19 protein-coding genes and 1 rRNA gene are annotated in these 23,076 nt (G+C 61.7%); 9 read left to right on the top strand and 11 right to left on the bottom strand.

The features are described from left to right. Positions 1-17 precede the first annotated feature (17 nt). From TU75_RS03770 to TU75_RS03760, 3 genes are all read right to left on the bottom strand, one after another. Positions 18-1,130, bottom strand: coding sequence for an efflux RND transporter periplasmic adaptor subunit (locus TU75_RS03770; RefSeq protein WP_003232883.1), 1,113 nt, complete (start codon positions 1,128-1,130; stop codon positions 18-20). A 17-nt stretch (positions 1,131-1,147) separates the two neighbouring features. Further along, positions 1,148-2,368, bottom strand: coding sequence for a TolC family protein (locus tag TU75_RS03765; protein WP_060548245.1), 1,221 nt, complete (start codon positions 2,366-2,368; stop codon positions 1,148-1,150). A 111-nt stretch (positions 2,369-2,479) separates the two neighbouring features. Further along, positions 2,480-3,385: a cation diffusion facilitator family transporter gene (locus TU75_RS03760; RefSeq protein WP_060548244.1), complete on the bottom strand. Its 906-nt coding sequence runs from the start codon at positions 3,383-3,385 to the stop codon at positions 2,480-2,482. Between the two features lie 213 nt (positions 3,386-3,598). Between TU75_RS03760 and TU75_RS03755 the strand changes: the two genes are divergently transcribed. After that, on the top strand, positions 3,599-4,969 hold the full coding sequence (locus TU75_RS03755; RefSeq protein ID WP_060548243.1) for a GntT/GntP/DsdX family permease: 1,371 nt from the start codon (positions 3,599-3,601) through the stop codon (positions 4,967-4,969). A 3-nt stretch (positions 4,970-4,972) separates the two neighbouring features. Here TU75_RS03755 and TU75_RS03750 read toward each other — a convergent pair whose 3' ends face one another. Then, on the bottom strand, positions 4,973-6,262 hold the full coding sequence (locus tag TU75_RS03750) for an MFS transporter (RefSeq protein WP_003232876.1): 1,290 nt from the start codon (positions 6,260-6,262) through the stop codon (positions 4,973-4,975). Positions 6,263-6,446: 184 nt separating this feature from the next. Between TU75_RS03750 and TU75_RS03745 the strand changes: the two genes are divergently transcribed. From TU75_RS03745 to TU75_RS03730, 4 genes are all read left to right on the top strand, one after another. Further along, the gene (locus tag TU75_RS03745) at positions 6,447-7,865 is read left to right on the top strand and encodes a short-chain fatty acid transporter (protein WP_060548242.1); all 1,419 of its coding nucleotides are present in this window, start codon (positions 6,447-6,449) and stop codon (positions 7,863-7,865) included. 137 nt (positions 7,866-8,002) lie between these two features. Further along, positions 8,003-9,703 (top strand): acid phosphatase, encoded by a 1,701-nt coding sequence (locus TU75_RS03740; protein WP_060548241.1) that lies wholly within the window; start codon positions 8,003-8,005, stop codon positions 9,701-9,703. Between the two features lie 121 nt (positions 9,704-9,824). After that, complete coding sequence (locus TU75_RS03735) at positions 9,825-10,994, top strand: P-loop NTPase family protein (RefSeq protein ID WP_060548240.1); 1,170 nt, start codon at positions 9,825-9,827, stop codon at positions 10,992-10,994. Between the two features lie 147 nt (positions 10,995-11,141). Then, the gene (locus TU75_RS03730; protein WP_060548239.1) at positions 11,142-11,666 is read left to right on the top strand and encodes an SET domain-containing protein; all 525 of its coding nucleotides are present in this window, start codon (positions 11,142-11,144) and stop codon (positions 11,664-11,666) included. A 2-nt stretch (positions 11,667-11,668) separates the two neighbouring features. On the opposite strand, the gene can is transcribed toward TU75_RS03730, so the two are convergent. Continuing rightward, positions 11,669-12,313, bottom strand: a complete 645-nt coding sequence (can, locus tag TU75_RS03725) for a carbonate dehydratase (protein WP_003232867.1) — start codon at positions 12,311-12,313, stop codon at positions 11,669-11,671. 139 nt (positions 12,314-12,452) lie between these two features. Here can and TU75_RS03720 point away from each other — a divergent pair, with 139 nt between their 5' ends. After that, on the top strand, positions 12,453-12,857 hold the full coding sequence (locus TU75_RS03720; protein WP_003232865.1) for a hypothetical protein: 405 nt from the start codon (positions 12,453-12,455) through the stop codon (positions 12,855-12,857). 59 nt (positions 12,858-12,916) lie between these two features. Here TU75_RS03720 and rimI read toward each other — a convergent pair whose 3' ends face one another. After that, a complete protein-coding gene (gene rimI / locus TU75_RS03715; protein WP_003188286.1) occupies positions 12,917-13,369 on the bottom strand; it encodes a ribosomal protein S18-alanine N-acetyltransferase in 453 nt (150 codons plus the stop codon). Beyond that, positions 13,362-14,105, bottom strand: coding sequence for a hypothetical protein (locus tag TU75_RS03710; RefSeq protein WP_060548238.1), 744 nt, complete (start codon positions 14,103-14,105; stop codon positions 13,362-13,364). The genes rimI and TU75_RS03710 overlap by 8 nt, the downstream gene beginning before the upstream one ends. A gap of 187 nt (positions 14,106-14,292) precedes the next feature. On the opposite strand from TU75_RS03710, the gene mksB reads away from it, so the two are divergent. From mksB to mksF, 3 genes are read left to right on the top strand one after another with little or no spacing between them, the layout of a single operon-like run. Next, positions 14,293-15,570, top strand: a complete 1,278-nt coding sequence (mksB, locus tag TU75_RS03705) for an Mks condensin complex protein MksB (RefSeq protein WP_015371055.1) — start codon at positions 14,293-14,295, stop codon at positions 15,568-15,570. After that, positions 15,560-16,267 (top strand): Mks condensin complex protein MksE, encoded by a 708-nt coding sequence (gene mksE, locus TU75_RS03700; protein WP_060548237.1) that lies wholly within the window; start codon positions 15,560-15,562, stop codon positions 16,265-16,267. Before mksB ends, mksE begins: the two co-directional genes overlap by 11 nt. Beyond that, positions 16,264-19,095 carry an Mks condensin complex protein MksF gene (mksF, locus tag TU75_RS03695; protein WP_060548236.1) on the top strand — a complete coding sequence of 944 codons (2,832 nt, stop codon included), beginning with the start codon at positions 16,264-16,266 and terminating at the stop codon, positions 19,093-19,095. The genes mksE and mksF overlap by 4 nt, the downstream gene beginning before the upstream one ends. Before the next feature lie 156 nt (positions 19,096-19,251). Here mksF and TU75_RS03690 read toward each other — a convergent pair whose 3' ends face one another. The 4 genes from TU75_RS03690 to rrf form a co-directional block, all read right to left on the bottom strand. Beyond that, positions 19,252-21,555 (bottom strand): PqiB family protein, encoded by a 2,304-nt coding sequence (locus TU75_RS03690; RefSeq protein WP_003232855.1) that lies wholly within the window; start codon positions 21,553-21,555, stop codon positions 19,252-19,254. Further along, positions 21,548-22,171: a paraquat-inducible protein A gene (locus TU75_RS03685; protein WP_060548235.1), complete on the bottom strand. Its 624-nt coding sequence runs from the start codon at positions 22,169-22,171 to the stop codon at positions 21,548-21,550. The genes TU75_RS03690 and TU75_RS03685 overlap by 8 nt, the downstream gene beginning before the upstream one ends. Then, on the bottom strand, positions 22,158-22,817 hold the full coding sequence (locus TU75_RS03680) for a paraquat-inducible protein A (RefSeq protein ID WP_060548234.1): 660 nt from the start codon (positions 22,815-22,817) through the stop codon (positions 22,158-22,160). Before TU75_RS03680 ends, TU75_RS03685 begins: the two co-directional genes overlap by 14 nt. Positions 22,818-22,968: 151 nt before the next feature. After that, positions 22,969-23,076, bottom strand: a 5S ribosomal RNA gene (rrf, locus tag TU75_RS03675); the annotation flags it as partial.

Below are 23,076 nucleotides of genomic sequence, written 5' to 3'. Positions count from 1 at the left end.
AAAAATCACTCGCGAAATCAATGGCCGTGCTCGGCCGAACTTTTGCCCAGTTCGGACTTGAGGATAAAACTGCCGACGGTGGCCACCTGGACCCCTGCGTCGAGTCCCTGGCGCACCTCGACGTAGCCGTTTTCACGCATGCCCAGCTCCACGTGGCGGGTGATGAAGCCGCTCGGGGTACGCTCGAATACCGAGGGTTTGTCCTCGACCGTCTGAATCGCCTCCTGCGGCACGGTGACCCTGGCCTGCGCGGTATCGGTGGCCAGTTGCACGCTCACAAACAGGCCCGGACGCCAGGCATCGTCGGGGTTGGGCACGCTGACGCGCACGGTGGCGGTCCGCGTTTGTTCGCCCAACAGGTTGCCCACGTAGGCCACCGTGCCTTGCACCTGAGTGCCCATTTCCGTGGAGCTGACAATCACCGGCTTGCCGACGCGGACCTTGTTCAGGTCCTTGGGAAATACCCCGAACGTGACCCACACCTGGGACAGGTCCGAAAGGGTGAAGGCGTTGCTGGCCTCGCTGACCACCTCGCCGACCCCCAGGTGTTTTTCCACCACTACCCCGGCGAATGGCGCACGCAGTTCATAGCGATTGCCGCCAGCCGAGCCGGCGCTGCCGCTGAGGGCGGTCATCTTCTGGCGGGCGTTGTTGCGCGCGATTTCGGCCTCTTGCAACGTCTGCCGTGCCAGCAGATAGTCCTGCTCGGCAGAAATTTTGTCCTGCCACAACTGGCGTTCGCGCTGGAAGGTGATGCGCGCCAGTTCGACCCGCCGCTCGCTGGCGGCCAGCTCGCTACGCTGATCGGAAATCTGCTGGCTGGCGATCACCGCCAGCAATTGGCCCTGCTTCACCGATTGGCCCAGGTTGACGCTGACCGACTCCACCACGCCCGGCGCGCGCGGAATAATGTGCGAGGTACGGTCTTCGTCAAAGCGCACTTCGCCCGGCAGCGTCAGCAGCGTGCTGATCGGTCTGGGCTGGGCCTTGGCAAGCTGAATACCGGCGGCCTGGACCTGCTGTTCGGTCAGTTCAAGCTTGCCTTCTTCTTCATCGCCATCGGCAAAGCCGGCCACCGGCCAGGCCAACATCAGCGCGATGGCGAGCGCCACGCGGTGTGGTGTGTTCATGGGTTGCTCCTGAAAAATCAAAACTGGACGAGATCGCCGTATATCCGCTCGAGGCGCACCCAGGCGTCGGTCGCCTGAGCGGTGGCCGTGAGGTATTGGGTGCGGGCGGCAATCAGGGTGCGTTGGGCGTCGAGTACGTCGAGGAAGTTGAACTTGCCCATTTCAAAGCCACGGGTCGCGCTGTCCACGGCGCTTTGCGCGGCGGGAAGGATCTGTTGGTTGAAGGTCTGCACTTCGGTATTGGCGGTTCGCCACAAGGCCAGGGCCTGAAGGGTTTCGGCGCGCAAACGCAGCTCGACGGCGTTGCGCAGGTCGCGCGCCTGATCGGCGCGACGGTTGGCGGCGAGCACGTTGCCCTGGTTGCGGTTGAACAAGGGGATCGGTATCGAGACGCCAACAAGGTTTATGCGCTCGCGGGTACTGGCGTCGTACTGGCTACCGATGGACACATCGAGGTCAGGAATACGCTGGGCTTTCTCCAGGCTCACGCTGGCTTCGCCCTGGCGGATGCGCAGTTCGGCCAGTCGCAATTGCGTGGTTTGCTCGACCCGTGCCAGCAGTTGCGCGCAGGGCGGCAGGGACGGCGCGGCTTGTTTTTGCGCGGCGACAGCGTCGAAGTCCGGGGCCGTGCTGCCGGTGCTGGCGGCGAGTCGGCGGTAGGCATCGGTAAGGCCGACCTGCGCGCGGTTCATCTCCAGGCGAATCTCCGACAGTTGCACCTGTGCTCGGGTGGCTTCCACTGGTGACGATTTGCCGGCGCTCACCCGCCCCTTGGCAATTACCAGCCCACGCTCGGCAAGCGCCAGTGAGCGCTGCGCCAAAGCCAGACGCTCCTGAGCACGCAGGGCGCCGTAGTAGCTGTCGATTACATCGGCACGCAGGCTGTTGCGCTGCTGCTCCAACGTCAGCGCCGCGGCGACCTGGGCCTGGGTGGCCAGGTCAATTCGCGCATCGCGCTTGCCTCCCAGTTCAAGGGTCTGACTGAGTTTGACAGTGGTGGTACGGGCATTGCGACGGGTGTCTTCGGCATCCCAGGAGGCGACCGGGTTGGGGATCAACCCGGCCTGCTGACGGCCGCCCTGGGCGATATCGATTTCCCATTGCGCAGCCGCCAGGTCCGGGTTGTTGGCAAAGGCGGTCCGCAGCGCTGCATCGAGGGTGAGGGTTTGTGCCTGGGCAACGCTTGCGGCCATCCACAACGCCGTCGCCCCCAACAGTGATCTAACGGTAATGTGCATAACGAAAGTTCCACGCCCATGAAGTCGCTGAGGGTTCCCAGCGAGGGCAATGTAGCTATCGCGAGTTATCAGGGTCGTGGAGGCAAAATTACAAATCTGACAGGCAAACGATCAGGCATGCAGGTCGTCATGCTCATCGTGATGGAACCCCGCGTTTTCGACCTGCAAGGTGACGTGGGAAATATCGAATTGTTCGTGCAGCAATTGCGTCACCAGGCTGAGGATCTGCTGTTCGCTGCCCGATGTCGGCGCCGACACCAAGTGGGCACTCAGCACATTCTTGCCGCTGGTCAGGGCCCAGATGTGAAGGTCGTGCACGTCCTCGACGCCGGGCACACGGCGGATGCCCTGCTCGACCTGATCGATATCAATGCCGTGCGGCACGCCCTGCAGCAGCACGTTCATGCTCTCCTTTAGCAGCGTCCAGGTACGCGGCAGCACCCAGAAACCGATGGCCGCCGCCACCACCGAGTCGACCCAGCCCCAGCCGGTGAACATGATCACCAGTGCCGCGATGATCACGCCGATGGACCCAAGCATGTCGCTCCACACTTCCAGGTAGGCACCCTTGACGTTGAGGCTTTCGTCGCTGGCCGAACTGAGCAGGCGCATCGAAACCAGATTGACGATCAGCCCCAGCAGCGCGATCACCAGCATGCCGGTGGACTGGATCTCGGCGGGCGCCCGCAACCGTTGCCAGGCCTCGTAGAGAATGTAGAACGCCACGGCAAACAACAGCAGCGCATTGAATGCCGCCGCGAGAATCTCGAACCGCGCGTAGCCAAAGGTACGCTTGCGGTCGGCCGCGCGCTTGGCGACCTGAATGGCCACCAGTGCAATCGCCAGGGCCAGGGCGTCGGTCATCATGTGTGCAGCGTCGGACAGCAGCGCCAGGCTGCCGGTGACAAAGGCGCCGATGACCTCGGCAATCATGAAGCTGCTGGTCAGGCACAAGGCAATCCATAACTTGCGTTCGTGACCAGCGCGTACCTGGGCATGCTGATGTCCTGCGCTCATTGAATGTCCTCGCGATGTCGGTGCGGCTGATCATAGAGCTATAGGCCAAATCCTCGGCATGGGTTGCAAAATTGTCATCCTGGCGCCAACCGCCCGCAATTTTGATCGCACCAAAAATGCCCATCAGCGCTCTACCGCTGCCTTATCAGGTATGCTTTTTCGAAGAAATATAAAGAAACATATTAATCAAGCCGCTCGCCAAGGAGTCTTGTTTTGGAGTTATCGACTGCCGCGTGGATGTTTCACGACACACGCCTCATGCTCTGCGTCCTGCTGGTCATCGCCAGCATCATCGTGTTGATCAGCGCGACCAGGCTGCCGCCGTTTCTATCGATTCTGATCGGTACATTCATCGCAGGCGTCGGAGCCGGGCTGCCGCCGGAGGAAGTCGCCAAGGCCTTCAGCAAAGGCGCCGGGGCGATTCTCGGCGAGGCCGGGATCATTATTGCGCTGGGCGCGATGCTCGGCGCGCTGATGGCCGAATCCGGCGCGGCCGACCGTATCGCCACCACCCTGCTCGGGCTGGGCAAAGGCAAGTCACTGCCGTGGGTGATGGCGCTGGTGGCGATGGTGATCGGCTTGCCGCTGTTTTTCGAAGTGGGTCTGGTGATGATGGTGCCGATCATCTTTGTGATGGCCAAGCGTTCGAATCAGCCGTTGCTGAAAATCGCCATTCCAGCCCTGGCCGGCATGACCACCCTGCACGCCCTGATGCCGCCGCATCCGGGGCCGCTGATCGCAGTGGGTGCGCTGCATGCCGACCTGGGCCTGACCATGTTGCTGGGTTTTTGCCTGGCCGTGCCCGCGGTAATACTCGCCGGCCCGATCTATGGCAACTGGCTGTCCAGGCGCCTGCACGTGGATGCCCCGGCCGACATCGGCGCGTTGTTCAGCGCACCGCCCAAGGCGCCGCGCCAACCCAGCTTTGCGGTGTCGTTGCTGATTATTCTGTTGCCAGTGATTCTGATGCTGGGCAGCACACTGGCCAAAGTCGCCCTGCCGACGGAAAGCACCCTGGGCCTGACGTTGAAGTTCCTCGGCGAACCGCTGATCGCCCTCGCCCTGGCGGTGATCGCCGCGGTGATCTGTCTGGGCTGGGCCGCCGGCATGCCGCGCGCCGACGTCGGCAACACCTTGCGCAAAGCCATCGCCCCCATCGCAGTGCTGCTGTTGACCATCGGCGCCGGTGGCGGCCTCAAGCAGACCCTGCTGGACGCGGGCGTCAGCCAGACCATCAGCAAGGTCGCCGAAGGCGCACACATGCCTTATCTGCTGCTGGCGTGGTTGATCGCCGTGGCGCTGCGTCAGGCCACCGGTTCGGCGACGGTCGCGACCACCACCACGGCAGGGATCCTCGCGCCGATGATGGCGGGACTGGCCGCCACACAAAGCTCACTGGTAGCGCTGGCGATTGGCGCAGGCTCGGTGTTCTTCTGTCACGTCAATGACGCTGGCTTCTGGATGGTGCGCGAGTATTTCGGCCTGCAGTTGAAGCAGACCATCTGGGTATGGTCGGTGCTGCAAACGATTGTTTCGGTGGTGGGGCTGGTGGGTACGCTGGTGCTTTGGCACTTTTTGACCTGAGCCTCAACCCGCCAGGGTGTGGCGCTTGCCAAACAACGCCACACTCACCGCCCCCACAGCCCCCATCACCACACCGTAGCCCACGCACACCCAAGGGCTGGTCGGCATCAGCGCGATCAGCAACAGCGGCGTGGTGCTCGCCCACAGCGCATAAGCGATGTTGTAGGTGAAGGAAATCCCCGACACCCGCACCGGCGCCGGAAACAGCCCGACCATCACCGAAGGCACCGCACCCACCACGCCGCAGCACAGGCCGGCCACCGCATACGCCGCGCCGAGCCAAATGCCACCGTTGATCAGGCTGGTGTACAAAATCGCGATTCCCGCCGGCAGCAACAGGCTGTACACCAGCACCGCACGCCAGGCGCCGATGCGGTCGACCAGCAGACCGGCCAACACGCAGCCGATGTTCAGGAACACGATGCCCAACGCGCTCAGGGCAAACGTGTGGCCGGGGCTCATGCCGAAGGTTTTCTGCATCATCGTTGGCGTGATGACCACCAGCACCACCACCGCCGAGGTAAGCACGCAGGTGAGGATCATCGCTGGCAGCAACGCGGCGCGGTGGTCGCGCAGTACGCTGCGCAGTGGCAGTTCGGCAGCGGCCTGGCGGCGCGCCTGCATGTCGAGGAACACCGGGGTTTCGTTGAGCCAGCGGCGCAGCCACACGCCGATCACACCGAATACGCCGCCAAGCAAAAAGGGCAGGCGCCAGGCGTAGTCGAGGATTTCCGCCGGCGTAAAGACCTGCGCCAGCAGCGTCGCGGTGAGCGCGCCGAGCAGGTAGCCGAAGGTCAGGCCGGCCTGTAGAAAGCCCAAGGCATAACCGCGATGAGTGGGCGGCGCGTGTTCGGCAACGAAGGTCCAGGCGCTGGGCACTTCGCCGCCCACGGCAGCGCCTTGCAGCACACGCAGCGCCAGCAGGATCAAGGGTGCGAAATAGCCGATCTGTGCATAAGTGGGCATGATCCCGATCAGCAGACAGGGCAAGGCCATCATCAGGATGCTCAGGCTGAACACGCGTTTGCGCCCCAGATGATCGGCGAAATGCGCCATCAGGATGCCGCCCAGCGGGCGCGCAAGATAGCCGGTGACGAAGATACCGAAGCTCTGCAGCAGGCGTAGCCACTCGGGCATTTGCGGCGGGAAGAACAATTGGCTGAGGGTCAGCGCGAAAAACACGAAGATGATGAAGTCGTAGATTTCCAGGGCGCCGCCCAGCGCGGCCAGGCCGAGGGTCTTGTAGTCGGAGCGGGTAAATCGCTGCGCCTGTGCAGGAAAGTTGGCAGTCATATGCAAGCTCGGCAGACAGACAAAAATGGCGTGCAGGTTAGGAGCTGAATCGGATCATGGCAATCACGACAGATATATTTGTTTTGCTCATGGATCGATGAAGATAACTACATTCCCAAATCAATGGCCGTGGAGCAACATGCCGCAAAACTGCCCCCCATAATAAGTACAAAAGGACACACCCATGGCCGATGCCCTTGAAGAAAGTCGCTATGCCCGTTTTGCCCTGCGCTGTTCCAACTTCGCCGAACGCTGGTTTCCGGACTCCTGGGTGTTTGCCGCGCTTGCGGTGATTATCGTCGCCGTGGCGACGCTGGGCATGGGCGCCGCGCCGACCGACGCCGCCAAGGCCTTTGGCGATGGGTTCTGGAGCCTGATTCCGTTCACCATGCAGATGGCCTTCGTGGTAATCGGCGGTTATGTGGTCGCCAGTTCACCGCCAGCGGTCAAGCTGATCGACCGCCTGGCGCGCATTCCCAAAAACGGCCGCTCCGCCGTGGCCTGGGTGGCCTTGATTTCCATGGTCGCCTCATTGCTCAACTGGGGCCTGTCCCTGGTGTTTGGCGGCTTGCTGGTGCGGGCGTTGGCCCGGCGCACGGATTTACGCATGGACTACCGCGCGGCCGGTGCTGCGGCTTATCTGGGGCTTGGCGCGGTGTGGGCGCTGGGGCTGTCGTCGTCGGCCGCGCAGTTACAGGCCAATCCGGCTAGCCTGCCGCCGTCGATCCTCGCGATCACCGGGATGATCCCGTTCACCGAGACTATCTTTCTGTGGCAATCGGGCGTGATGCTGCTGGCGCTGATCGTGGTGTCGCTGATCATCGCCTACGCCACCGCGCCCGGCCCGAACAGCGCCCGCGATGCCAAGGCCTGTGGGGTCGACCCGGCGTTCAACCTGCCCAAGGTCCAGGCGCCCACCCGCCCCGGCGAATGGCTGGAGCACAGTCCGCTGCTGACCATCCTGTTGGCAATACTGGCGGCCGGTTGGCTGTTCCACGAGTTCTCGACCAAGCCTGCGATCAGTGCGATCTCGGGGCTCAATACCTATAACTTCCTGTTCATCATGGTCGGTGCGCTGTTGCACTGGCGCCCGCGCAGCTTTCTGGATGCGGTGGCCCGCGCCGTGCCGACCACCACCGGCGTGTTGATCCAGTTTCCGCTGTATGGCTCGATCGCCGCGCTGATGACGGTGGTCAAGGGCGGCGACGGCCAGACCCTGGCGCACCATATCTCGTTGTTCTTCACCTCCATCGCCTCCCACGACACCTACGCGCTGTTGATGGGCGTGTACTCGGCGGTGCTGGGCTTCTTTATCCCGTCGGGCGGCGGCAAGTGGATCATTGAAGCGCCTTACGTGATGCAAGTGGCCAATGACCTGCAATACCACCTGGGCTGGGCGGTGCAGATCTACAACGCGGCCGAGGCGCTGCCGAACCTGATCAATCCGTTTTACATGCTGCCGCTGCTGGGGGTGCTGGGCCTGAAGGCACGGGATTTGATCGGCTTTTCGTTTGTGCAATTGCTGGTGCACACGCCGCTGGTGCTGTTTTTGCTGTGGGCGCTGGGGACGACATTGGCGTATTTGCAGCCGGTGATGCCATAGGAGCCGTTATGGGCTGCGAGCGTTCAGCTTCAAGCGTGCGGCTTGAGACCAGGAACCAGCAGCTGCCTTAATTCCTTCACATTGCGTTGCTACCGTCCTGCGAAATATCTTGCAACATCTCGCCAGGGACTTCCGCAATGAGTGACGAGTACGAAGACCGCTCCTCCCCCGATTCCGCGTCAAAACCGGCGATAGACACCAGCCGCCGGCGCTTCCTTGGCGGGGCGGCGGTGCTGGGGGTAGGCGCCACCTTGAGTGCCTGCGGCAATACCAGCGAAGCGCCGGGCAAGCCTGTGGATCGACCGCTCACGCCGCAGGAGTTGGACAAGGCATTGCGCGAGCAGGTGAAGACTGTGGTGGTGATCTACGCAGAAAACCGCAGTTTCAATAACCTGTTTGCAGACTTCCCCGGCGTGGAAAAACCGCTGTGTGCACTGTCGGCCGCCCAGACCCGGCAGCTTGATCGCGACGGCAGTGTGCTGAACAGCCTGCCGCCGACCTGGGGCGGCGTGTTGCAGGTCGGTCCGCAAAGCGTGGACGGCGTGACCTATCCCAGCGAAGTGCAATTCCAGGAAAACCTGCCCAACGCGCCCTTCGCCCTCAAAGGTCCGAATGGCGCGGACCTGCCTTTGAGCCTGGTCACTCGCGACCTGTGGCACGTGTTCTACCAGAACCAGATGCAGATAAACGGCGGCAAGAACGACGGTTTCGTCGCCTGGGCCGATTCCGGCGGTCTGGTGATGGGTCATTACGCCCAGAGCCGTTATGCCCTGCGTCTGTGGGACGTGGCCAAGGAGTTCGTGCTCTGCGATAACTTCTTCCAGGGCGCGTTCGGTGGCTCGTTCCTCAACCACCAATACCTGATCAGCGCCACCGCGCCGTTTTATCCGAACGCCGCCCAATCGGTGGCCAAGGCGCAGATCGCCACGCTGCAAAGCGATGACCCTGCCGACCCGCGCCTCAAACCGCTGGACGCTTCCCCGGCCAGCGCCATGACCGGCCCGCCGCAGTTCGGCCCCAGCGCCCTGACCCCGGATGGCTACGGCGTAAACACCCTGGCCCCGCCCTATTGGCCGACCTGGATTCGCGACCCGCAGAACCCGGACTACTCCAAGCCCGACCTGCCCAATGTGCTGGTGCCGCAAACCCACGAACACATTGGCGACAAGCTGTCGAAGAAGAACGTCGACTGGGCCTGGTACGCCGGTGCGTGGCAGGCGACCCTGGATCAGTTCAAGGATTCGGGCGGCATCCCGAAAATCCCGAACTTTCAATACCACCACCAGCCCTTCAACTACTTCAAGCAACAGGGGCCGGAAAATCGCGCCGAGCGCGACAAGCGCCTGCGTGATGGCGGGCTGGGCGATGAGTCCAGCACCAATAAATTCTTCGCCGATGCCGAAGCCGGCAAACTGCCTGCGGTGACCTTCTACAAGCCCCAGGGCAACCTCAACATGCACGCTGGCTATGCGGACGTGGCCTCGGGCGACCGTCATATCGCCCGCGCCTTGAAAGTGCTGCAGGAAAGCCCGCAATGGAAAAACATGGTGGTGGTGGTGACCGTCGATGAAAACGGCGGCTGGTGGGACCATGTGGCGCCGCCCAAGGGCGACCGCTGGGGCCCCGGCACGCGAGTGCCGGCGCTGGTGGTGTCGCCGTTTGCGCGCAAGGGCACGGTCGACCATACGGTGTACGACACGGCCTCGATCCTGCGGCTGATCACGCGGGTATTCCAGCTGGAGACACTGGACGGCCTCAAGCAGCGGGATGATGCAATGAGTGCCCGCGGCCAGACGCCGATGGGGGATCTGACCAACGCATTGCGCCTGGATCTGTAACGAGCTTATCCAATAGCGACACCCGCAGCGAATTAACACGCGGTTTTCCTGGTCAGCCGCTACTGTGTGCAAGTGGGCTTTCACCCCGCGCAGACGGGCTCTCGCTGACAAGGAATCGACTATGTTTAAACAGACCAGGCTGTCCTGCACCCTGATCGCACTGCTGGCCAGTGCGGTCGTACAGGCCGACATCAACGTACCGCTGGGAAGCAGCCAGCGCGTCACTCAATTATTCGCCTTCCCCAATAATTGCAACGTCATCTGCTTCAAGCCGTGGACGCTGGAGCAGACTGCCGAGCACTACCTCAACCAGAGCCTGCAACGTGACGGCTACAGCCGCGCCAAGGTCAGTGTCAAAACCGACGGCGACCAACTGACTGCCACGTTCAGCGGTGTACCGGACACTTACGGCCAGCCCCTGACCCAACTGCTCAATACCGCCGATCTGGCCTACCAGGGCGCCAGCAAGCTTAACAGCGACGGTAAATGGGCCTACAACTGGTACCTGTTCCTGCCGCTGGGCATGGCGCTGGAGAACCGCAAAAGCATCGAGTTGCTGCACTTTCCGCCAGATTATTCGCTGACCCATTTCCAGGACTATCTGGAATCGGCCACCACCGACCGCTGGGCCGCATTGCTGACCGACAATGGCGTGCCGGCCGGCGAAACCCCGGCTTACCAGACCATCATCGACATCGCCCCGATTGCCGCACCGTCCAACGCGGGCAAAGATCTGGAAAACGTCTACGGCTATTTCACCGACTACCAGACGCGCATGGTCAAGGAACTGAGCCTGCGGCCCGACGGTGCGCTGCCCATGGTGGCGTTCGGCGCGCCGGTGCGCAGCTGGATCAAGCAACAATACGGGCAGACCGTTGATGTAATGGGCCTGGCGCAGATCAGCCCGGCGGACGGCAAAAGCGTTTCGGTATTGGGCGCCAACCACCCCAGTTACATCTGGTACGCGGTGGACCCGGCAAGTTATGGCGGCAATGAGCAGAAAGCCGACGACGCCGGCCTGAAGGTGATGGCGCAGGACCTGAGCGCGGCCTGCTGGCAAGCCGGCATGGGCCGCAAGCCGGCCAGTGATCCCAACGTGCTGCTGCAGGCGTGCAACACCACCTGGCAGGTGACGCGCAAGGAGCAGACCTGCGAACTGTTCTACACCTCGGTGCGCAAGCTGAACGCGGAACAGGCAAATGCCAAATGCGCCACTGCACCGATCAAGGCACAGCTGAAACAGCTGAAGAACCCTGCGCCAGCGACTCTGCTGCCTGCGCCCGCACTGTAGATTGCACACAGGCGGGCCGATTTCTACTGTCGAATATGACAGTAGAAATCGGCCGCCCCATCGTTGAACCTTGAGACGGGCCCATTCGCTGCAAGACTGGCAGTCAGCCATTACCGGCAGGTCGATGCAGCCCATTCAAGGAGCGTGATGAAAACTCGTGCCATGGATAAGGCGATTCGCGCCAACTCTGCCGACGACCGCCTGTATCCCTTTACGACAACGCTGACGGAGTATGGCTACCCCTCCACGCGCGAATTTGAAGTGGTGTGCGACACCACCGGCGAAATCATCGGTATCAAATCCCGCGTCGCGTTCGACAACCGCACCCTCATCGCCCGCGTATTCGGCTATGCCTTGGGCGAATGCCGTCAGCACACGCTGCAGATCTCGGGACGTATCTGGCTGTATGACCCTTGGGTGTGCGGCCAACTGCAGCACGCCTGCCACCCGAATACGTATGTCGACACGTCCTATCTGGAGCTTTGGTCGGTGATGCCTATTGCGGCCGGCACCTGGCTGACCATCGATTACGCCACCACCGGCGATGCCCTGCCGCGCCAGTTTGCCTGCACCTGCGGCGCACCGGACTGTCGGGGCTGGATTAAAGGCCCGCAGGAACAACTCAGCGCAGAAGGCCGGGCGTTCCTGGAGCTGCGCGAACGCGCCAATTGACCCTAGGCGTCACCCAGCGGGCGCAGGCGATATTGCGGCGGCAACTGCTCGAAGCCGCTGATGGTGGTGTTCAGGCTTTTCCAGCGGCCATCCTTGATGCCGTAGATGCAGCCATGAATCGACAGGCTCTGCCCACGGTGCCAGGCGTTTTGCACAATGCTGGTATGGCCGACGTTGGCCACTTGCTGGATCACGTTCAGCTCGCACAGGCGGTCGACCTGCTCTTCTTCGGTGGGCAACTGCGCCAGCACTTCGCGATTTTCATAGTAGAGGTCACGAATGGTGCGCAGCCAGCCATCGATCAGGCCGAACTGACGGTCCTGCATCGACGCGCGCACGCCGCCGCAGCCATAGTGGCCGGTGACGAGGATGTGTTTGACCTTGAGCACATCGACCGCGTACTGGATCACCGACAGGCAATTGAGGTCAGTGTGCAGCACCACATTGGCCACGTTGCGGTGCACGAACAGATCACCCGGCAGCATGCCGACGATCTCGTTGGCCGGTACACGCGCATCGGAACAGCCGATCCACAGGTATTCCGGGGTTTGCTGGCGGGCGAGCTTGGCGAAGAATTCGGGATCTTCCTGTTTGATCGCATCCGCCCAGCGTTCGTTGTTATCAAGCAGGTCTTGTAGTTCGTTCATCAGGGAAAGCCTCGGGAATGATGCGCAGCTGTGTGACTGCCAACACCTCGTGCAGGTCACGCCTGGCGCAAATTAGCTTGAATTTTTGGGGCGCAGCGCCTGTCCACACACTATAAGCCCCACAGTATGAGGATTGGCCATGACTGAATCACGACGTCCCTACGGCGCTACACAGCCCGAACCGATTGACGATAACGAAGACCGCATGGGTTCAGTGCGTGAGCTGGATTTTGACCAGGACGATCAGACGGCGGAAATCGGCGATGAGATTCCGCGCGGCGAGCGCGAGCATCTGATGCCCGAAGAACGTGTGCGCGAAGCCGGGATGACCGGTGCGTCGACCGACGATCACCAACCGACCGACGACGACATGAGCCCTGAGACACTGATTCAGGAAGACGGCGCGCGGGATGCGCGGGAGGAAGGTGAAGACAGCGCTGCGGACTACGACTTGAGCGTTGTCGGTGAAAGCGATATCGGCGGTGGGAATGGCTTGGACGAGGCCGAACTGGCGGATCTCGACCCGCTCAACGGCAAGCGCTGACACGACACTGCTAGAAATATGGGAGGGGGCTTGCCCCCCTCCCACACTGATCCATGTGTTCAGTCGACAAGCGTACAGGCCATGACGACTGCGTCTTCGCGGCCACCGACAGCTGGGTAGTAATCGCGCCGACGGCCGATCTCGTTGAAACCGTAACGCTCATAGAGGCGGAACGCGCCGGTGTTGCTGTCACGCACTTCCAGAAAGCATTCCCGAGCGTTTGCCGCATAAGCGCGGGACATTAAATGCTCCAGCAGCGCCAGGCCCAGGCCACGCCCCTGGTTCTCCGGCTTGACGGTGATGTTCAGCAAATGGGCCTCATCGAGAATGATCTGAACCACCCCGTGCCCCACTTGCTGCTCACCCTCGAACATCAACCAGATCTGATACTTGCCCAGCCCATCGAGAAAAATGCCACGCGTCCAGGGATGGCTGAACGCTGCGTATTCAATTTTCAGCACGGCGTCGAGGTCGGCCTCGGTCATCGGGCGGAAGGATAAAGCCTCACTCATCGGTTGTTTTCCAGCGCGCCATCAGCCGGCGCATGGCTTGCCAGACATCAGCCTTACGCTGTGGCTCTTCCATTAATAATTCCAGGCCCGGCAGGGCCCACACCGAGCCCAGGCTTTCGACCTGCAGCTCGCGGTACCAGGCTTCAGCATTCGCTTCACCGGCAAAGCGCACGGCGGGCAGGCCAATCAGCCACAGGCATACGCAGGGTTCGTCTTCCAGTCGCGCCGAGACAAATCCTTGCACAAAATCCCGCGCGGCTTCCGGGCCCTGGTCCATGGTGCCGCGCACCAGCAACGGCCAGCGCACCGGGTCGCCGACGATCTGCGGGCTGTCGGGCAGGCCGGCGGCGCGCAGCATGTCCTTGAGCAGCATGTAGGCCGGGTCGCGGGTCTGGAAGCGTTCGCCGGTGGGCAACTCCACCAGCAGCAGGCAACGTCCGGCCCGCAGCAGCTGCAGGGCGAAACGCGGCGGCGGCACCACCGGCGCCTTGGCTACCGGCGCCGTGTCTTCGGCCACCGCCGGTTTGGTCACTGGCGAGGGGCGCGGCACTTCGATTTTGGCCCGCTCGACCACCAGTCGCACTTCAGGCACAGGCTTGACCACCGCCACCGGCGCAGCGGCCTCCTCGCCCGAGGCTTCGAACGCCTCATAGGGCTCAGGCGCCTGCAACAGCTCGGGCCGCGACGGTGCGGCAAACGGCAGTTCGGTGCGGGGCAGCCAGTTGACCACCTGCATGGCGGTCAAGTAAGCGCGACGTCGGGACTCGATAAGCACAGCTCGGCCACTTGTGGATAAGTAAAGAGCGGGGATTCTACCGCTGTTCGGCAACAATCGCCCACTGCGCGCTGACCGGCTGTGGATAAATCCCACCCCCAATGCAGTACAATCGCGACCTTTAATCGCCAACCAGCCGGCCATTCCCATGATCGAACCCAAGCGCGTCCTGCGCGCCCTCGCCGAACACTGGGCCTTGCTTGAGCCACTGTGCGAACACTTCGACCAAGGCACCCTGAGCCTGGGCGAGCTGCGCGCGCAACTGGCCGCCCAACAACTGGACAGTACACCCCAGGACATCACCAGCCTGCTGGACGTGTGGATTCGCCTGGACATCCTGGTGCCTGTGGCCAAGAGCCCGAACCGTTTCGAGCTCAACGCACAGATCCACGACTTCCTCGCCTACCTGCGCAAGGAGCACCGGCTCGGCCTGTGCCTGGAAATCGAAGCCTACCTGCGCCACCTCGAGCGCCTGGCCGGTTATATCCAGGACGCCTTCGACATCCGTGACGGCCACGACCTTGCCCGGCAATTGCGCTTGCTGGACATGCGCGTGCGCGACGTGCTGAAAAAACTCGCCAACGACGAACAGGCCCTCGCCGCCGTGGCCGATCGCGCCAAGACCAGCGACCGGCAGATCCCGTTGCGCCAGCGTTACGCCGAAGTACTCGCCACCTGGGACGAATACGTCGAACCGATGATCCAACTGGTGAACGCTGATGGTGCCTTCGAGCAAGGCGTGCGCAAGGTCGAGAATGTGCTGCTGCGCCTGCTCACCGAGCAACAGCGCCTCGGCCACCTGGTGGACGATGACATGCTGCTGCGCACCCACGCGCGCATCCTCGAAATGCAGACCAGCGCCCAGCTGACCTTGCGTCATGCGCGTGAGCTGCTGTTGCCGTTGCGTGAAGAAGCACGTCGGCACAATGCCGTCACCCGAGGCGCGGCGCTGGCGCTGTCGGCGATCCGCCGCAAAGGCCTGGACGCGGTGCCGCAGGCGGCGATGCCGCTGTTCACTCGGCCGCAAAGCACCTTTCTCGGCAGTGCCAGCCAGGTCGAGGCCTACGTGTATGCCCTGGCGAATTTCGAGCCGAAACCGGCGCGCTTCCCCAAGGCGCACAAATCCCACAAGGGCCAGGCCCAGCGTGCGCCGCGTACGGTCAAGGAAATGCTCGAACGCTGCGAAGATGCGCTGCCGATGCCCGACCTGATGACCTGGCTACTGGAGCAGGAACCGGACGGCGCCACCGACGAATTGTTGTACTGGTTCTCCCGGCTCTCGCGCGAAAAGCGCTTCAAGCGCGAACGCCTGGAACGCCGCGATTACCACACACACGAGCACCAGGTCAGCCTGCGCTCATTCGCCCTGCTCCCGGCCGGCACAGACGCCGCCGAGCAACCTGCGAGTACACCTTATGCATCTTGATCTATCCGAACTGTCCCAACTGGCGCCGATCTTTCGCGAGCTGTTCAAGGGTTACCACGTCAGCCGCCGCGACCCGGAGCTGTACGCGCAGCTGTCGAACTTCCAGGACCAGTACCGCACGCTGTTCAAGGCCCTGGGCTTTGAGCTGGTGTGCGACACCCGTGGTTTCTATTACTTCGTGCCGGACTCCGCCATCGCCAGTGCGCAGGTCAACAAGACCGCCCAGCGTCTGGCGCTGTTCACCTTCATCATCGTCGAGCACCTGGCCGACCAGGGCCGTGACCCGATCGCCGTGCTGGACGGTGGCAGCCTGGGCCGCGATGAACTGCCGTCGCTGCTGGATAAATACCGCGACCTGTTTATCCAGGCCGAAGTGCAGACCCAGGAAGAACTCGAAGAAAAAATCATGCGCCGCATGACCCAGCTGGGTTTTGCCAGCGAAGACAACGGCATCTATCGCTTCCTGCCGCCCATGCACCGCTTCCTTGACGTGTGCCTGTCAGTGCAGCAGGACCGTGACCTCGCCGCCAGCGTGCACAGCGTGTTGCCATTGCCGGCGCCGGTGATCATCGACGAAGACAGCGATGAAAAACTGCTGAAGACCGATGACCCGCTCGATTTGATCGACTTCGAGGAAGAAAGCGAAGAAGACGCCCTGGCGCGTGCCATTGCCGAAGAACAGGAGACCGATGCATGAGCAAGGAACGCTACGGCATCCGCCGCTTCGCCCTATTGAACACCGCTGGCTACAGCCTGGGCTTGTTCCCGCTGGAAGAGCCGCTGTCGGTGTACGGCGCGAACAACCTGGGCAAATCCGCTTCAATCAACGCCTTGCAGTTTCCGATTCTGGCGCGCATGTCGGACATGAGTTTCGGCAAGTACACCCTGGAGCAATCGCGGCGCTTCTATTTCGCCACTGACACCAGTTACATCCTCGTGGAAGTCTCGCTGCCCCATGGCCCGCATGTGATCGGCGTGGTCGGGCGCGGCCCGGGGGGCGGCTTTGGTCACCAGTTCTTCGCCTATGCCGGCAAGCTGGACCTGGCCCACTACCAGAAGAACGACACCTGCCTGCGGCAGAAAGAGCTGTTTACCAACCTTGAGAAAGAGGGCCTCAAGGCCTACGAACTCAAGCCGGATGAACTGCGGCGTTTGCTGGTGGGCGGTCACACGTCGATCCCGCTGGACCTGACCCTGATCCCGCTGCGCTCCACCAGCGAGCAGAGCCTGAAGACGTTCCGCGCGCTGTTTATCAACCTGCTGCACATGCGCGAAATCACCGCGGCCAAACTCAAGCAACTGTTCCTCGATGCCTTCGAACACAGCCTGCGTTCCGGCAGCGTGGACTACATCGCGGCGTGCGAAGAAGCCTTCCGCGACGTGCGACGCATGGAGCAGGACTACAACTCATTGGTGGCTGCCGGGCCGCTGGTCGAAGCGCTGGCCAATGGCGTGCGCGTGCGCGACGTATTGCGCGGCAAGTTGCATCGCCTGTCACCGCTGCTGGATTCGCTGCTGGGCACCTGGTCGGATTACGCCAGTGCACGCAAGGAAGAGCTGACCATCCAGGCCGAGCACTACCGCAATGAACAGGACGCGCTGCAGCATGACCAGCGCGGCGGCACCCAGGAGCTGATGCGCCTGGAGCGTGAAATCAGCGGCATTCAGCGCTGGCTGGGCGAGCTGTCAGTGCTCAAGCATCGCTTTGCGCTGGTGGACGACGTGAAGACGCTGGAGCAGCAGTTGCTCGCGGCCAAGGACGCTCACGATGAATTGGCGGGTGCGCTGGCACAGTCGCGGCAGTTCAGTGCCGAGGATTTGGACGAGCGTCTGCGTGATCTGGAAAAACGCCTGAAGTCGGTCAAGCAGCAGCTTGATCACGCCGACAACAACAGCTACGCCAAACTGCGTGAAGAATTCTCACAGCAGGATGTCGAGCGTCTGATGCGCCTGTTCAACAGTTCGCTGTTCAGCCTGCCATTGGGTGAACACGGCATCACGCTGGATGAGGACGGTCAGTGGGTCAAATCCCTGGAGCACATCCTTGATGGCTTCAAGGGCGAGCGCTTTGAGGTGCCGGGGTTGTCCATCGACATCTCGCACATCGAGCCACCGGCATTGCAGGCCTTGGCGGATCGCGCGGCACTGCGTGATCAGAAAGAGCGTCTGGAAAAAGAACTCAAGCAACTGAAGACCCAACAGGCTGTGGCTTCCGATCGCGCAGCCAGCAAGACTCAGACGGAGGCGCTTTACCAGCAGGTGCTGGATGCGCAAAAGGCCCTGGAAGACTTCCGTCGCGCGCAGACCCTGAGCGCCGAAGAAGGCGAGAAGCTGGAACAGCTGGCGCAGATGGAAGCGGCGCAGGACGAGTTGAAGCGCTCCAGCGATGCGTTCACCGAGCGCGTCCAGCAATTGTCGGCCAAGCTGCAACTGGTGGGCCGCCAGATTGGCGATATGGAAGCCAAGCAGCGCACGCTGGATGACGCGTTGCGCCGTCGCCAGCTGTTGCCGGCGGACCTGCCGTTTGGCACACCGTTCATGGACCCGGTCGACGACTCCATGGATAACCTGCTGCCGCTGCTCAATGACTACCAGGACAGCTGGCAGGGTTTGCTGCGTGCCGATGGTCAGATTGAAGCCTTGTACGCTCAGGTGCGCCTCAAGGGCGTGGCCAAGTTCGACAGCGAGGATGACGTCGAGCGCCGCCTGCAACTGCTGATCAACGCCTATGCGCACCGCACCGATGAGGCTCTGACGCTGGGCAAGGCGCGGCGGGCGGCAGTGACCGATATCGCGCGCACCCTGCGCAATATCCGCAGTGACTACGACAGCCTGGAACACCAGTTGGCGCTGTTCAACCGCGAGATCAACAAGCGCCAGGTCTCCAACCTGCAAAGTTTCCGCATCGTGCTGGCACCGAACAAGGAAGCGCTCAAGCATATCGACCAGATCATCCACAGCGCCGGTCAGTATGAGGAAGGCGAAACCCTGTCGGTGTTCGACCTCAGCCAGAGCGCCGAGCAAGACAACAAGAACGAAGAGGCCAAGGAATACCTGGCGCGCCTGGTGGCGGCCAACCATAACCAGCTGGGCCTCAAGGACTTGTTCGAGCTGGCGTTCGAGATCACCAAGGTGAACGGCCAGCCGGTGATTCACACCGACATTGATGGCGCCGCGTCCAACGGCACCACCATGACCATCAAGGCGCTGACCAACATGTACCTGTTGCTGCACCTGATGGACCGCGACCAGGCCGGACGCGTGCGCTTGCCGTACTACCTCGACGAGGCAGCGGATATCGATGAGAAGAACCAGGCAGCGTTGCTGGAGACCAGTTTGCAATTGGGCTTTGTGCCGATCCTGGCGAGTGTTAAGCCGCAGGTGTCTGCCCAGGTGGCGATCGACCTGGAAGGCGGCAGCGGGCCGAACGGGATCTACATCGATGAGGCGGACTGGAAGTACATTCGGCGCCATGATCAGGTGAGGGCGACGGTGAATGCGCAGGCGGAGCTGGATGAGGTCTGATCTGTTGCGTTGAAATGCAAAAAGGCCGCGATCCATGGATCGCGGCCTTTTTTGTGGTGCTGCAGAGGGCCTGATCGGGGACAAGCCCCCTCCCACATTTGAACTGTGACACTTTCTAATGTGGGAGGGACTTGCTCTCGATAGCCGCGCCTCGGTCTACTTGCCCAATGGAATCTTGGGCGCCCAGGTCAGCCACTCATCCTCAAACTTGTCGAACAACGGAAACGTCTGCTGCGGCCGCGCTGCATTGCCCATCCGCTCGCCGTCTGGCGTAGCGAAGGCGATACCGCCGGCGACCAGCGTCTCCAGGGATTCGGTGCGCACTGTAGCGCCCTTGAACAAGCCGAAATCCACACCAAAACCACTGGTGTTCCAGAAGCGGCTGCCGCTGCGGACCAACGGTGCGTACTTGGGCTCGATCAGGATGTGCACCAGCACGCGGTCGGCGGTCTGGCCCAGCTCGTAGCCGGTGACCTTGCCCACGGTGACTTCGCGATAGGTCACTGGCACGCCTTCCTTCAGCGAGCCACGGCGCGCGGCACTGAGTACCAGACTCAAGCCTTGCTCCTGGCGCGCAGCTTCCGGCGGCTGTGCCAGGGCGACGAAGCTTTTTTGCGGGCCTGCGTTTTTGGTGGCTGGCTGCACTTCGATGTATTGCCCGGTCACCAGGGTTTCCAGATTGGCGGTTTTCATCAGGCCCAGCTCCGGCTTGACCACCCAGAACTGGCTGCCAGCGCGCGCGATACGGTCGGCCACTTGGGTGATGCGGGCGCTGAGCAGCACCGACTGCATGTCGGCACTCAGGTCTACGCTTTCGATCTTGCCCACGTCCAACCCTTTGAAACGCACCGCCGTGCCAGGACGCAGGCCATCGGCGCGATCAACCTTGATGGTCACCAAGGTGCCGTGCTGATTGGCGGCATCGCGATCAGGGTACAGACGGAAACGCGGGATGTGTTTTTTCAGCGGTACATTCGGCTCAGGTGTTTCGAAGGCAATACCGCCGGCCATCAGGCTGGCCAGGGATTCGCTCTTGACCTGGATGCCGCTGGTGAGGCCACCGGTCAGGGTGACGCCGCTGGCATTCCAGAAACGCGTCGAGCCGTTGACCAGGTTTTCGTATTCTTTCTCGATGTGTACGCCAATCACCAACTGCTTGTTCTTGCGCGAGAACTGGTAGCTCTGCACCGAGCCAACCTTGACCTGTTTGTACAGAATCGGGCTGCCGACATCCAGGGAGCCGAGGTTGTCGGTGAACAACACCATGTGCAAACCGGGAGAACGCAGGTCCAGGGGGGGCGCTTTCGCACGGGCGACATATTCGCGCTGGGGCGCAGTGCCTTTGTCGCCTGGACGGATGGCGATGTAGTTACCTTTGACCAGAGCTTCCAGGCCGGTGATGCCGGCGAGGGAGATGGACGGCTTGACCACCCAGAACTGAGTGTCCTGGACCAGATAGTCTTCGGCCAATGGGTCGAGGGTCAGCTCGGCGCTGGCACTGGACAGGTCCGGGTCGATCTTCAGGGTTTTCAGGCTGCCGACCTGGATGCCTTTGTACATCACCGGCGTGCGGCCGGCCTGCAGGCCTTCGAAGTCGGTGAGCTTGACCTTGACTCGGATGCCAGCAGCGGCGGCGTCGAAATCTTCGTACAACCGGAATGGCAGGCTAGGATCGGTGGGCGGACTGTCCTTGCGATTCTCGGGGGTGGCAAAAGCGATGCCACCGGCGACGATGCTGGACAGTGACTCGCTGCGCACCTTCACGCCGGACAGATTGGCGTCGATGCTGATGCCGCTGGCGTTCCAGAAACGCGTGTGTTTGCGCACCAGATGGGCGTAGGTCGGTTCGATATAGAGTTTGATCTCGACGGTGCTCTGGTCTTCGGACAACAGGTAGCTTTTAACCTGGCCGACCTGGATCTGCTTGTAGAACACCGGGCTGCCACGGTTGAGCGAGCCGAGGCGATCAGCCTTGACGGTGATGTGCAGGCCAGGCTTGGCGTCGGACAGCGGCGGCTCTTCGGAGAGCGCCTTGAATTTGCGTGTGGGCTCGCCGTCACCGGGGCTGGCGGCTATGTAGTTGCCCGACACCAGGGTTTCCAGACCGGTGATGCCGGCCAGCGTTACGCTGGGTTTGACCAGCCAGAAGCGGGTGTTGGTTTTGAGGTACTGCTCGACATCCTTGCCCATCTCGATGGTGGCGATCACCCCGCGATTGTTGCCCTCGTCATCGAGCGCCAAGGCTTTGACCTTGCCCACGGGCATGCCTTTGTAGACCACCTCGGTCTTGTTGACCTGGATGCCTTCACCGCTTTCAAAGCGCACCTGGATCTCGATGCCCTGCTGGGAATAGGCGCGCCATCCGAGCCAGCCGCCGATGATCAGCGCAATCAGGGGCAACACCCAAATAGCGGACCAGTTGGAGGCAGGGCGGGTTTTAGCTTTAGGCAAATCACTCATGGTCGTCGTCCGACTCCGTGTTATCCCAAATCAGTCGGGGATCGAAAGTTACAGCGGCAAGCATCGTCAAAATCACCACACTGGCGAACGCCGCAGCGCCGAGATTGGCCTCGACGCTGGCGAGCCGTCCAAAGTTTACGACTGCCACCAGGATGGCGATCACGAAGATATCCAACATGGACCAGCGGCCAATGAATTCGATAAAGCGGTACATGACAATACGTTGTTGCGCGGACAGCGGTTGGTGGCGCTGCACCGAGAACAGTAGCAGACCAATGCCCACGAGCTTGAACGTCGGCACCAGAATACTGGCAATGAACACCACCGCAGCAATAGGAAACATCCCATGCTGCACCAGTTGGATTACACCGGCCATGATAGTACTGGGCTCGCCCTGGCCGAGTGAGTTGACGGTCATGATGGGCAACAGGTTGGCGGGGATATAGAGGATCGCCGCCGTGACAAGCAGTGCCCATGTACGGGCGAGGCTGTTGGGCCGACGTGGATGAATCAACGCACCGCAGCGGGTGCACGTTTGCTCATCGGTGTCCGGCTCTTGTGTGTTCAGCTCATGGCATTCGGTACACACCAGAATGCCCGCATCAATCGCCCGCATGATCATCCTCTCCTGACAACGCCTGCCAGATCTGGTGGGGCGACATCACCACCTCAAGCAGAACCTGAACCACTAATAAACTGATAAAACAAACGAGACCCACGCCAACCGTGATGGAAGCCATGTCGGCGAGCTTGACGATCGCAACCAGCACGCCCATCAGATAGACCTCCAACATCCCCCAATCTTTCATGTGATGGTAGATGCGATACAGCAGCAGGCCGTAATTGCGGCCGATCTTCCAGCGGATGCTGAGCAGCACGGTCAATTGGCAGAGCAGCTTGAGCAACGGAATGCCCATGCTGCACAGGAAGACCACGATTGCGACGCCTTGCATGCCCGTATCGAACAGGCCGACGACACCAGTCCACACGGTGTCCTCTGAGGACTGCCCGAGTAGATTGAGCTGCATGATGGGCAGAAAGTTCGCGGGGATGTACAGCAATAGTGCGGCGATCACCAACGCGAGGCTGCGCTCAATGACATTGTGGCGATGAGCGTACAGCTCATAACCGCAGCGTGGGCATTGGGCTTTTTCGCCTCGGGCGAGCACAGGTTTGCGCATCAGCAAGTCGCACTCATGGCATGCCACCAGATCGTCCAGTGGTAAGTCAGACACCTGTGGGGCATCAACCGGCTCGGGCATGGATAGGGCTCTTACTCTAAAAAGGTTAGGCGCCTATTCTAGTGGTCTGGTTCAGAAATAACTGTGCAAATTTGTAGGCGAAGGCTGAAGACTTTCCGATCGCGCAAAACAAAACCCCATCTGCTTTCGCAAATGGGGTTTCGGAATTTAATCTTGACGATGACCTACTCTCACATGGGGAAACCCCACACTACCATCGGCGATGCATCGTTTCACTGCTGAGTTCGGGATGGGATCAGGTGGTTCCAATGCTCTATGG

Origin of the sequence: Pseudomonas poae (genome assembly GCF_001439785.1) — a bacterium.
In the GTDB taxonomy this organism is placed as follows: Bacteria; Pseudomonadota; Gammaproteobacteria; order Pseudomonadales; family Pseudomonadaceae; genus Aquipseudomonas; species Aquipseudomonas poae.
The sequence above is the reverse complement of the archived record's forward strand: the minus strand, read 5'-3'. Positions and strand labels throughout refer to the sequence as shown.